The organism is Caproiciproducens sp. NJN-50, from assembly GCF_004103755.1.
Taxonomy (GTDB): Bacteria; Bacillota; Clostridia; order Oscillospirales; family Acutalibacteraceae; genus Caproicibacter.
Genome location: NZ_CP035283.1, coordinates 907,785 through 919,965 on the forward strand (window position 1 = coordinate 907,785; position 12,181 = coordinate 919,965).

Annotated in this window: 9 protein-coding genes; all 9 read left to right on the forward strand. The window is 55.0% G+C overall.

Going from position 1 to position 12,181, the window contains the following annotated elements; all coding sequences use genetic code 11:
* Positions 1-45 precede the first annotated feature (45 nt).
* The 9 genes from EQM14_RS04400 to EQM14_RS04440 all read left to right on the forward strand — a co-directional run bounded on the left by EQM14_RS04400 (position 46) and on the right by EQM14_RS04440 (position 12,178).
* Positions 46-774 carry a nucleoside-diphosphate kinase gene (locus EQM14_RS04400; protein WP_128741810.1) on the forward strand — a complete coding sequence of 243 codons (729 nt, stop codon included), beginning with the start codon at positions 46-48 and terminating at the stop codon, positions 772-774.
* Positions 704-3,871, forward strand: coding sequence for an Ig-like domain-containing protein (locus tag EQM14_RS04405; RefSeq protein ID WP_128741811.1), 3,168 nt, complete (start codon positions 704-706; stop codon positions 3,869-3,871). The genes EQM14_RS04400 and EQM14_RS04405 overlap by 71 nt, the downstream gene beginning before the upstream one ends.
* Positions 3,872-4,282: 411 nt before the next feature.
* Positions 4,283-5,068, forward strand: a complete 786-nt coding sequence (locus EQM14_RS04410; RefSeq protein ID WP_128741812.1) for an IclR family transcriptional regulator — start codon at positions 4,283-4,285, stop codon at positions 5,066-5,068.
* Between the two features lie 76 nt (positions 5,069-5,144).
* Positions 5,145-6,824, forward strand: a complete 1,680-nt coding sequence (gene ilvD / locus EQM14_RS04415; RefSeq protein ID WP_128741813.1) for a dihydroxy-acid dehydratase — start codon at positions 5,145-5,147, stop codon at positions 6,822-6,824.
* Positions 6,825-6,854: 30 nt separating this feature from the next.
* Positions 6,855-7,754: a dihydrodipicolinate synthase family protein gene (locus tag EQM14_RS04420; RefSeq protein WP_128741814.1), complete on the forward strand. Its 900-nt coding sequence runs from the start codon at positions 6,855-6,857 to the stop codon at positions 7,752-7,754.
* Between the two features lie 184 nt (positions 7,755-7,938).
* Positions 7,939-8,949, forward strand: coding sequence for a tripartite tricarboxylate transporter substrate binding protein (locus EQM14_RS04425; RefSeq protein WP_128741815.1), 1,011 nt, complete (start codon positions 7,939-7,941; stop codon positions 8,947-8,949).
* 161 nt (positions 8,950-9,110) lie between these two features.
* Positions 9,111-9,575 (forward strand): tripartite tricarboxylate transporter TctB family protein, encoded by a 465-nt coding sequence (locus EQM14_RS04430; RefSeq protein ID WP_128741816.1) that lies wholly within the window; start codon positions 9,111-9,113, stop codon positions 9,573-9,575.
* An 84-nt stretch (positions 9,576-9,659) separates the two neighbouring features.
* Positions 9,660-11,090, forward strand: a complete 1,431-nt coding sequence (locus EQM14_RS04435; RefSeq protein WP_243112626.1) for a tripartite tricarboxylate transporter permease — start codon at positions 9,660-9,662, stop codon at positions 11,088-11,090.
* Complete coding sequence (locus EQM14_RS04440; protein WP_128741818.1) at positions 11,087-12,178, forward strand: iron-containing alcohol dehydrogenase; 1,092 nt, start codon at positions 11,087-11,089, stop codon at positions 12,176-12,178. Before EQM14_RS04435 ends, EQM14_RS04440 begins: the two co-directional genes overlap by 4 nt.
* The last annotated feature ends 3 nt before the right edge of the window (positions 12,179-12,181 follow it).

Sequence of the window (12,181 nt, forward strand, 5' to 3'; positions counted from 1 at the left end):
CCTGTCGTTGAAGCCTGCAGGTAAAATTTGTATGGAGGTTGTATTATGGAAAACACAGTCGATGCGCAATACAGAGTTTATAAGCGTCGGTGGCTTGTTCTCTCAGTGTATGTACTCGTTGACGCGATCATGCAGCTCCTTTGGGCGACGTTCTTTTCAATAACGACAGAAGCCTGGCATTTTTATGGCTTTAAAGATCAGGCGTCGGGTGAAACGGCCATGAGCAATCTCTCGATGATCGTTATGCTGGGTATGGTGTTTCTGTCATTTTTCTCAATCTGGGCATACGACAAATTCGGGTGGTACAAAACAGTGGGAGCCGCTGCGATTATTATGGCGATTTCTGCCTTGTTCAGGGGCTTCTATGGCGAAAGTTACAGCGCGGTATTTATTTGTACAATAGGCATTTCGATAGCTCAGCCGTTTATTCTGAATTCCTTTGGCATCCTGGCTACCAAATGGTTTCCGCCTAAGGAACGCGCTACGGTAAACGGAAAAGCTGTTATCCCAATAGTACTCGCGGGATCTAATGATATTATCCAGAGTGTCAGAAACATTGTGGGTGCTACTGAGCCGTCGAAAGCGGAACATGGGACAATCAGAGGGGACTTGGGGAAGGGTGACAATTATGAGAAAGCAGATTTAGAACATCGCCTAGTGGCTAATCTCATCCATGCGTCAGATAGCGAAATGGCGGTAAAGCGTGAAATTGGAATTTGGTTGCCAGACTTTCACTTTGACAGTTGTGAGAAAGAAGCAAGGCAATACCTATAAAATCCGCTGCTGCAAGCCGGTCGACAATGTTTTGCAGTACAGCTCTTACAGCGACGAGCTCAACGGTTACACCAATCCCGACGCTGACAGCGGCTCCCCTGTGTTTACGGAGCAGCCGGAAAACGCCGACGTGCGCAGCGGCGCGACCGCGGTCTTTGCCGTTTCCGTCAAGCCGGGCGACGGGCAGGATGTCAGCTACCAGTGGCAGTCCTGCTCCGGCAGCGGCTGGAAAGATATTTCCGGCGCGGAGGATTCCAGTTACTCCGTCCCCGTTGCATCCGACACACAGGATGGAGACAGCTACCGATGCTGTGTCACCCAGATGGTGAATAACCAGTTTTTCTCCATTGTTTCCCAATCCGCATCCATCCGGGTGGGTAAAGGCGCGACCGGGCTGGATCTGGATCCGGTGGGCGCGGCGACCGTGTTTGACGACGTCACGCTGAAAGCGGCGGTAACCGAAGAATTCAGCGGCGCGGACGAAATCACTCCTTCCGGCACGGTCACCTTTACCGCTGTAAATGATTTGACCGGTGACAGCGAAACAATCGGCAGGAAGGACCTGGAAGCCGATTGGACGGCGAGCCTGAACTGGAAGCCCGATTCGGCGGGCAGCTATCATATTACCGCGTCTTATGGCGGGGACAGTCATTTGGAGGAGTGCTCCGGCAGTCTCGAAAGCGTCGCGGTCGGTCCGAAGGTGACCGACTTTACGGTTCAGCAGCCCCAGAATTATCAGTACACGGGCAAAGAGGTCAAACCGGACGATTTCGGCGTTTATGACGATGCGGCCAGCACCACAAAGCCGCTGAAAAAAGACACGGATTATATCCTTTCCTACAGCGACGACTGTACGGATGCCGGAACCGTGAAGATCACCGTGACCGGCGTGGGCAATTACGAGGGCAGCAGCGGCAGCACGGAGTTTGCTATTGTCCCGATTGAACTCCGGCTGGATTTGTCGGCGGACATCCGCGGCAACTCCGACGGAGGCAAGAACCTTCTGTTAAAGGCAAAAGCCGCCAATGCGGTGGACGCCCCGAAAGGCACGGTCGCCTTCCAGCGGGGCGATACGGTCATCGCCGAAAATATACCCTTGAAAGACGGTACCGCCAGTTATCAGTGGGATGATGTGCCGAACGGCAGCTATGATCTGTCAGCCGTATATCTTCCCTCCGACCAGGATAATTACTCCTTTGAGGAAACCGACGGCTCAAAAACAACAGCTACGGTGGAGATACCGGCGGACGGAGTCAAACTGAATCGCTCCGCCCTGACCCTGAAGGCCGGAGGCGCGGCCGCGGCTCTGACCGCTGAGGTGTCTCCTCCCGGCTCTGACCAGACGGTAAGCTGGTCGTCCAATGATCCCGGGATTGCCGATGTGGATGACGACGGGGTTGTGACACCTGTCGCTGTGGGCAAGGCCAAAATTACCGTCACAACGGAAGACGGCGGCTTTACGGATATCTGCAGCGTGACCGTGCAGGAGGAAGACGTGGCGGCAACCGGAGTCAGGCTGAACCGTTCTTCCCTGACTTTGAAAGCCGGAGGAGCTCCGGCGGCCCTGACGGCGGCGATTTCCCCGTCCGATGCGACCGATCAGAATGTAAGCTGGTCCTCCGATGCTCCCGACATCGCGGATGTGGACGATAATGGATTGGTGACTCCCGTTGCCGCAGGCAAGGCCGAAATCACCGTTACGACGGAGGACGGCGGCTTTACGGATGCCTGCAGCGTGACTGTTCAGGACGGCGACATTCCTGTAACCGGAGTCAAGCTGGACCGCTCTGTCATGACGCTGAAAGCCGGGGGTGATACGGAAACCTTGACCGCAACGGTCTCCCCGTTTAATGCGGCCAATCCGGATGTAAACTGGTCGTCCGACGATCCCGGTGTCGCGGATGTGGATGACGACGGCGTGGTGACGCCCGTTGCCGCAGGCAAGGCCAAAATCACCGTCACGACGGACGACGGCAGCCTGACGGATACCTGTGATGTGACGGTGCGGGACGGCACCTGGGTTACCGGGGTCAAGCTGAGCCCCTCCCTTCTGACCCTGACGGCGGGAGGCGCGGCCGCAAGGCTGACCGCGGCGGTATCGCCTTCCGATGCGGCCAATCAAAACGTAATCTGGTCGTCGGATCACCCGAACATTGCGAGCGTGAAAGACGGAACCGTGACGCCGAAAAGCGCCGGGTCCGCGGTGATTACCGTCACGACGGAGGACGGCGGCTATGCGGATACCTGTCAGGTAACCGTGGAAAAAAGCCTGGATCACTCCGATGATTCCGGTCATTCTTCTTCAGGATCACATTCTTCCTCCACGTCATCCTCCAATCCCGCACCCGCACCCGCTGCCCCGTCCGATTTGACGGACGCGGGTACAAACGCCGCCGCGGATCTGACCGGAGCCACGATGCCTGCCGGCGTGTCGCGGGTTACATTTTCAGCGGAACGGGAGCCGGTCGACGGAGGTACGGGCCAAGGCTCCGATTCGCAGGGCGAAAACCTCTTTAAGATTGTTGAGTCGGATTCGAATCTGGATGTAATCGGAGACCCGGTGATTTACAATTTAAAGCTCCTCGACCAGAACGGCGTCCCGATTTCGGGATTCAGCGGCAAAGTCACCGTCAGAATCCCGCTCCCGGAGGGACTTCGCGGCACGCCGCATGTTTACCGTTATGAGGAAAGCACCGGAACGTTCACCGACATGAATACAGCCGTCGAAAACGGGTTCCTTGTCTTTGAAACCGACCATTTCAGCAGTTACGCGATTGCGGGTGTCGGCGACTCGGTCACGCTGGATACAACAAGCTACCAGATGGCGGTCGGCGGACGGTATCAGATCGGCGTGAGGCTGACCGGGTCCAAAGCTGCGTCTGTGAAATTCCATTCCACCGATGACCGGATCGCCTCCGTATCGAAGCTGGCTAACGGAAATTATCAGGTGGACGGAAAAGGAAACGGCGCCGCGTACATCATGTTCGATGTATACGACGGAAAAAACAATCTGCTGACTCATGCGTCGGTTCGGATCGACGTAAAACCGGGAGTCAGGCCCGGGGGCAATCCCGCAAGGCAGTACGGAGTTTATTGACAGAAAAAATCAAGGCTGGACCGTTTCGCGGCGGTCCGGCCTTGATTTTTTCTGTAATTGTTTTGCCGGCCGGTTAAAGATCCAGCGCCGGCCGGCTGCGTCGCTGTAAAAGAAAAAGCCGGATTGGTTCGCAGTGTTTTATAGGACTCTGCGATCTGAAACAGAAGAGAAAAACCGATTTCCCGCTTTGACGGAATTTCTCTTTTCCCCCGGCGGCCGGGATCCAATAAGTGCTTCTTGGCGACGCCGGTCTGCTTTATTGTGACGAAATTCAAGCTATTCCACAAATTTCTGCAAGAATTTTAGGTGAATCAGATCAATTGACAGACATTGAGACGTGTGTTATAGTAAATCCGATATAAATTTTATATTTAGTTTTTATATTCCATATATGGAACGAGGCGAAAAACAATGCTGACTGAGCAGCAGCAAGAATTTCAAAAAAAGCTCTCTTCTTACAGTTCTCTCAAGGTTCTGCAGACCCTGCTCGCGCTTTCCAGTTCAAATAATTATATGGGGATCAGCGAGCTGACTGAGATCACCGGTCTCAGTGCAAGCACGATGCACAGAATACTCCAGGAGCTTTTGGAGTGCGGCTTCGTGGCCAAGGACGAACAGCAGAAAAAATATCGCATCGGTTTTGAAGCGATGGTTCTGGCGGAGCACATGGAGGCCGCCAATTACCTGTTGGAGGCATCCAAGGAGGAGATGCGGCGCCTGAACGAACTGACTCAGGAGACGATCAATCTAATTGCGCTGGACGGTTTTCAGGGAATTTATATCGGGAAGCTGGAAGCTAGAAACCAAATCGCGATGCGTTCCAAAGTCGGGTGGAAAATCCCCCTTTACTGCACAAGCGGGGGAAAACTTCTCCTTGCTTATCAGAGCGAAGCATGGCTGGAGGATTATTTGGATGCCACGCCTCTGCAGAAACATACCGAATACACGATCACTGACCGGGAAGCCCTGAAGAGGGAACTCAAAAAGGTCCGGCAGGAAAACTTCTCGGTGGATAATCAGGAACATAATTCGGACGTTATCTGCGTTGCCGCGCCGATTTTTTCCAGAAATCATGAAATTACCGCCACAATTGGCGTTGCGGCCCCGAACTACCGCTTTTCCCTGCAAAAAGCCATCTCCTATAAGGATGAGATCATTGCAGCGGGAAAAGCGGTGACCGAGCTGCTTGTAAGATAATGTGCCGCGTCCATGACAGGCCGCCTATCTGTTTTGTTATAAACTGAATTTGAATAATTGGAGGAAAGGAACGAATATGAATCTGGATTACAAAGACCCTAAATACCGCAGTTCGCATGTGGTCAACGGCATCAGCATGGCCGGCCCGCGGGCGCATCTGCGGGGGATGGGGCTTCTCAACGAGGAGCTTTCCAAACCGTTTATCGGCGTCATTAACACTTACAATGAGATGCATCCGGGGCATGTCCACCTCAACCGCATCGGCGAGTTCGTAAAGGCGGGCGTGCGTTCCGCCGGAGGGGTCCCGTTTGAAGTCAACACGATCTCCATCTGCGACGGATTCGCGCAGGGGCATGTTGGCATGTGCAGCGTTCTTCCCAGCAGGGAAGTCATTGCCGATTCGATTGAGGTTTATGCGAACGCCCATCAGCTGGACGGCCTGGTGCTGATCGGCGGATGCGACAAAATCGTTCCCGCCATGCTGATGGCGGCCCTTCGAATCAATATTCCAGCGATTATCGTAACGGGCGGGCCGATGCTCCCTGCCGAATACAAAGGGAAAAGTTACGCCACCTACGAGCTGAAGGAAATGACCGGGCAGCTGATGCGCGGCGAGATCTCCAAGGAAGAGTACGAGTACATGGAGGGCCTGATGTCGCCGGTTCCCGGTTCCTGTGCGATGATGGGGACCGCGAACAGCATGTCGATCGTCGCGGAGGCCATGGGTCTCACCATGCCGGGTTGTGCCTGCGCTCACGCCGTGACGGGAAAAAAGAACCGGATCGCGAAGCAGAGCGGTTATGAGATCGTCCGGCTGGTTGAAAACAATATCTGCCCGCGCGACATCGTCACGCAGAAGATGCTGGACCTTGCCGTGACGGTTGCGATGAGCGTCGGCGGCTCCACGAACCTGAGCCTTCATATGCCGGCAATCGCGCGGGAAGCGCATCTGCATATGACGCTGGAGGACATTGAACGGATCTCCTCGTCGACCCCGTACCTTGCCAAAATCAAACCGTCCGGCAGCCATACATTGCTGGACCTGGACCGCGCGGGCGGAGCCGGCGGCGTGATGCGCGAGCTGGAACCGCTTTTGGATCTGGACCAGATGACGGTGAACGGAAAGACGCACCGCGAAAACGTCTCGCAGGTGATGGAACGGGATAACGGCGTCATTCATACCATCGAAAACGCTTACAGCAAACAGAGCTCTCTTGCCGTTCTCCACGGAAATCTCGCTCCGGACGGCTGCGTCGTCAAGCAGACGGCCGTCAGCCCCAAGATGCGCAGGCACACCGGGCCGGCGCGCTGCTTTGAATCGGAGGAGGCCGCGGTGAAAGCGATCTATGGGCAAAAGATCAGTCACGGGGACGTCATCGTTCTCCGCAACGAAGGGCCTCAGGGAGGACCTGGAATGCGCGAGATGCTGACCGCTACGGCCGCTCTGGTCGGCATGGGCTATTCCGAGTCGGTCGCCCTCGTGACGGACGGGCGTTTTTCCGGGGCGACGCGCGGGCCGTGCATCGGTCATGTTTCGCCCGAAGCTTCCCGCAGGGGGCCGATCGCGGCCGTGCGGGACGGAGACATCGTCGAGATCGATATCGATGCCCGGACCATTCACGTGAAGCTGAGCAAGGAAGAAATCGCGCAGAGGCTGGCACAGCTTCCGCCGTATACGCCAAAGGTCACCGAGGGATATCTTGCGCGCTATTCCCGCGAAGTTTCCTCCGCCAACGAGGGAGCGGTCCTAAAATAATCTGCCGGATCAATTGAAGGAGGAAATACATTGGCAAAATCCGTTACCATGAGGGGAATCACCGCGCCGGTTCTGACGCCGTTTCATCAGGACGGCACCGTCAACTACGAGGAGTACAAAAGGCTGAACCGCTATATCACGGAAAACGGGGTCGGCGGCGTCTTTGTCTGCGGCACGACGGGGGAATTCGTCAATCTCACGATTCAGGAGCGCAAGCTCCTGCTGTCCGCCGCGATGGAAAGTGTGAAGCCGGGGACCAATGTCCTGTTCAACACGACGGCGATGAATCTGGAGGATACGAAGGAACTTCTGGACTGGTCGAAAAAATGCGGGGCGGACGCGGTTTCCTTCACAGCTCCCTATTACCATAAATATGACCAGAAAGCGCTGATCTCCTATTTCCAGAAGACCGCGCAGCTGGCGGGGGAGCAGACCGTTTACTTATATAATATGGTCGGCATGACGCACAACGCGATCACCCCGGCGGTGCTGAAGGCGGTTGTGGAAAACTGCCCCAATGTCAGAGGAATCAAGGACAGCAGCATGGATTTTATGGTTCTGCTCAATTATCAATGCGTGATCGAGGACGATTCCTTTGAGATCATCACCGGGAACGATGCGCAGGTGCTGACCGCCCTGCAGGCGGGCGCGGCCGGCGGCGTGATTGCCGCGGCAAGCGTGTTCCCTGCGCTGTGCGCCGAGATCTGGGACAAGTTCCGGAAAGGGGATCTGGAGGGTTCGCGCGAGGCGCAGACAAAGGTCCTGAAACTGAGGGAACTTTTCCGCGCCGTCATGCCGGTCATGTCCCATAAAAGGGCGCTGGAGCTTCAGGGCTTCCAAATGGGCCCCGCCCGTTTTCCGTTCCGGGATCTGACCGAGGAGGAGAACAAGAAGGTCGAGATGACGATACGCGACCTGGGCCTGCTTTAAGGCCGGATCGCTGCAGGGAGCCTGAACCGCCAGATCCGGGATGGCTTGGAATGAGCAGGGCAGGCGGGTTACGGGCTTTACTGCAGAGCGCTTATTCGGAGGTCTTTGGGAAGCATCTCCAATCAACCGTTTTTATGCCGTTGGAATGGCATAACATAAACAACTTTAGGAGGAAGAGTTATCTATGAAAAAACTGTTATCACTGCTTTTGTGTGCAGGACTGTTGCTCACAACAGCCGCATGTTCCAATTCAGCCTCGTCCGGTTCATCAGCGCCGTCGGCGGGATCTTCCGCAGCCGGGGCGGCATCGGCCCAGAAACCCGCGAATTTCCCCAAAAAGCCGATTACCTTTATCGTTCCGTGGTCGGCGGGCGGAACTTCCGACGGACAGATCCGCGCGCTTTCCAGCCTGGGACAGAAGTATTTCGGCGTTGCCTGCACGGTTGTAAACCGTGACGGGGCGGGCGGGACGATTGCCACGACCGAGTTTGTCAACACAAAGGCCGACGGCTACACCCTCTGCCTGGAAGCCTGCGGCGTATTCACCACCCAGCCGTTTATCAAGGACGATATCAAGTACAGCATGGACGACTTCAAACCCGTGATCGGCACAACCGTCGAACCTATCATCATGGTGGCCAGCAAATCCTCCGGGATCAAATCCCTTGACGACCTGAAGAAAAAGGGGGGCACCATCAGCTACGGTTTCTCCGGCGCGGGCAGCCTGCCCCAGCTTTCCCAGCAGAGGTTCTTTGAAATGGCCGGCCTCAAGTCAAGCGCGGTTCCCTTTGACGGAGGCGCTCCGACCATCACGGCTCTGCTTGGCGCGCATATCGACGTCGCAGCGGCACATCCGGGCGAAATCGCTCAGTACCTCGCGTCCGGCGACGTTGTCCCGCTCGGCATTTTCTCTCCGGAGCGCGACTCCAGAGAAGCTCTGAAGAATATCCCGACGTTTAAGGAACAGGGTTACGATATCGACATGAGCGTCTGGAAATTCCTGATGGTTCCGAAAGACACGCCCGACGACATTGCAAATTATCTGACCGATACCCTGGCTCAGATGGAAAAGGATCCCGAGTTTACAAAGTACTGCGAGAACAATACCCTTGCCATTTCCGGGTACAAGCCGGATGAGATCGTGACAAAGATTAAGGATGAGGCGGCCGTCAACAAGGAACTGCTGAAAAAGTAAGCCGGTCGGGCGGAACCGTTTCCCCCACGGCGGGACTCGGTTCCAATTGCCCGGGTGAGCCGGATGGAAAACGGCGGAACGGTTCGTCCTGACGGCGAAACGGATCATGATGAAAGGAGTAATGGCCGGTGCGGCTTTGCCGCGGGCCATACACAGTCCCAATGAGCGATTATAAAAAGAATTTGGTTTCTTCTCTGATTTTTTTGGTTCTGGGGATCACCCTGATGATTTTTATCCCGATTACGATTCCTCTGAGCGAGGCCACTGAGGTAGGCCCCCGGGCGTTTCCGTATTTCATTGCGGCCGCGATGATTTTGCTGAGCGCGGTGCTTTTGATCTCCACTTTGCTCCAGCGCGGAAAACAGGGTCTGCAGGGGGAAAAACCCGAAGAGAAAGAACCGCAGTACCGGCAGAATGAATTGCGGGCTCTGGCTCTGATCGGAATCACCCTTCTGTACATTTTCCTGTTTGATAAAATCGGATACTTTCTTTCCACCCTGCTGAGCTCGACGCTGGTCCTGCTGCTGTTCCGGGTGAAAAAGATCTGGTATTATCTGGTCGTTTACGCCGTGGGCGCGGGGATTTATTTTGCGTTCACCAAACTGCTGTTCGTCACGTTACCCTAGCTGGGTGCAGAGGGAGGAATAAGTGAGATTATTATGATTTTAACTGTACTGTCCAGCTTGTTTACTTGGGAAAATTTTCTTTTTATGAATATCGGCCTTGCCGCCGGTATTATTGTGGGGGCTCTGCCCGGACTTACCGGGACAATGTGCATCGCGCTTTTACTGCCGATGACCTACGGGCTCAATTCCATTACCGGAATGATTCTGCTTCTGGGTGTTTACTGCGGAGGCATTTACGGCGGTTCCATTACAGCGATTCTGATCAATACCCCGGGAACGCCGGCGTCCGCGGCAACGGTGCTGGACGGTTATCCGATGGCGAAAAAAGGCCAGGCGGGCCGCGCACTAAACCTGGCGCTTTCCGCTTCGGAAGTCGGCGGCCTGTTCAGCGTGGCCGTTTTAATCGTAGCTGCTCCGCAGATCGCGAGAGTCGCGCTGGACTTTGGGCCCGCAGAATATTTCGCGCTTGCGCTGTTTGGACTTACCATTATCGCCAGTGTCGGAGGTTCCTTAATCAAGGGACTGATCATGGGCCTTGCCGGTTTGTTTGTCGCCACCATCGGGATGGACCCGGTCGGAGGAACAAACCGTTTCACATTCAATATCACAGAACTGTCCAGCGGGATCGACATTATTCCGGCTTTGATCGGTTTGTTCGCGATCACTGAGATCATGTACAAGGCGAGAGACATTTACAAGCCTGTCGGCGACGTCATCGAGATCAAGGGGAAAGAAAAGGTTTCCTTCAAGGACGTTCTACAATATAAAGCCACTCTCTTGAAATCATCGATTATCGGCACGTTCATCGGCGTCGTTCCCGGCACCGGCGCGGCAATCGCCTCGTTCCTCAGCTACAATGAAGCCAAGCGTGCCAGCAAGCACCCGGAACTGTTCGGAACGGGCTATGGAGAAGGGGTCGTCGCTTCTGAAGCGGCAAACAATGCCGTTACCGGCGGCGCGCTGGTTCCGCTGCTGACTTTGGGGCTTCCCGGTGACACCAACACCGCGGTTCTGCTCGGCGCGCTGACCATGCAGGGGATTATCCCCGGCCCGCAGCTTTTCGTGCAGCAGAGACAGTGGGTTTACAGCATCATGTTCGCACTGATTATCGTCAATATTTTCATGTACATTCAGGGCAGATTTTTCATTAAGTTCTTTGTAAATGTAACAAAGGTGCCCACACAGGTACTTGTCCCGATTCTGATCACCCTGTGCATCATTGGTTCCTACGCGGTAAACAACACGACGTTCGACGCATTGCTGATGATTTTGATCGGGCTGTTCGGATATTACATGAAGAAGCTGGATTTTCCGCTGACTCCGATGGTCATCGCGATTGTTCTGGGGCCTCTCGCGGAGTCGAATATGCGGCGCGCGCTGATTATTTCGCAGGGAAGCGCTCTGATCTTCTTCCAGAAACCGATCAGCTGCTTCTTCATCCTTCTCGCGGTCTTTATGCTGTTCTTCCCTTTGATCAAAAAGCAAATGGAGAAAAAGAAAGGCGCGGCGGCATGACAAAAAACAAGGCGATACAAATCAGCAGCGGGCGTTATTACCAAAGCAGTGGAGCGCTCGCCGTGTTTCCTGAAGAAGTGCGGGCGCACGGCAATTCCGTCCTGATCGTGACAGATCATACGGTATACCCGAAAGTGCGGGACCGTGTGGAACCCGCGCTCCGGAAGGCGGGAATCCGGTTTGAGATTTTCTGGTTCGAGGGTTTTTGCTCCGCCGGCAATTATGAAGCGGCCGCGCAGGCGGCAAGGCAGATGAAAGCGGCGGTGGTTGCCGGAATCGGCGGAGGCCGTATCATGGATACCGCGAAAATTGCGTCCGATCTGTGCCAGGTCCGGTCCATCACGATCCCTACTTCGGCTGCGACCTGCGCCTCTACCGCGCTGCTGGCGGTTCACTATACCGACGACGGGCACTTCCTCGGAAATTACTGGCCCGCTTATGTTCCATCAACCACGATCGCGGATCTGGACATTATTGTGTCGGACTGCCCCGTGCGCTACAATGCCGCGGGTATTGTCGACGCGATGGCGAAATTTCCTGAAATTACCTACAATATGCGCTATACCAAATTTTGGAGCGGAAATCTGTACTCCAGGCTCGCCTGTGCGGGAGCGGGTGAGACCTACCGTTTCTTATTAGAAAACGGGCCGCAGGTGCTGGATAAAATGCGGTCGAAAACCTGCGACCAGCAGGTCGAAAATGCCGTGTGTGCGGCTCTTTCCGCCACCGGATTGATTTCCTGCCTGGCGAGCGGCGGAAAACAGGCCGCGATCTCGCACTGCCTTTACAGCTTTTTCTGCGACTGCCGGCCGGAATTGGCACGAAGCTTTCTGCACGGCGAACTCGTTGGGGCTTCACTCCCTTATCAGCTCTTAGTTGACGGGAACGGTGAAAAACAGGCGGCGGAGCTGTCTGCGTTTCTAAAAAAGATGAATTTACCTGCGTGCCTCGATGATCTTGGATTTGCCTCCGACTCTTCCGGCATGGAGGAATTATATCAATATCTTCAAATGAAAATGCCGATTGAAAATGCTTCGGAGCTGGAAAAGGTAAAAGCGTTTGAAGAAGTCCTGCTGCATGGATGCTGAAAT

Coding starts and splice junctions, on each gene's coding strand:
- EQM14_RS04400 (WP_128741810.1), top strand. CDS start 46: ATGGAAAACACAGTCGATGCGCAATACAGAGTTTATAAGCGTCGGTGG.
- EQM14_RS04410 (WP_128741812.1), top strand. CDS start 4,283: ATGCTGACTGAGCAGCAGCAAGAATTTCAAAAAAAGCTCTCTTCTTAC.
- ilvD (WP_128741813.1), top strand. CDS start 5,145: ATGAATCTGGATTACAAAGACCCTAAATACCGCAGTTCGCATGTGGTC.
- EQM14_RS04425 (WP_128741815.1), top strand. CDS start 7,939: ATGAAAAAACTGTTATCACTGCTTTTGTGTGCAGGACTGTTGCTCACA.
- EQM14_RS04430 (WP_128741816.1), top strand. CDS start 9,111: ATGAGCGATTATAAAAAGAATTTGGTTTCTTCTCTGATTTTTTTGGTT.
- EQM14_RS04435 (WP_243112626.1), top strand. CDS start 9,660: ATGAATATCGGCCTTGCCGCCGGTATTATTGTGGGGGCTCTGCCCGGA.
- EQM14_RS04440 (WP_128741818.1), top strand. CDS start 11,087: ATGACAAAAAACAAGGCGATACAAATCAGCAGCGGGCGTTATTACCAA.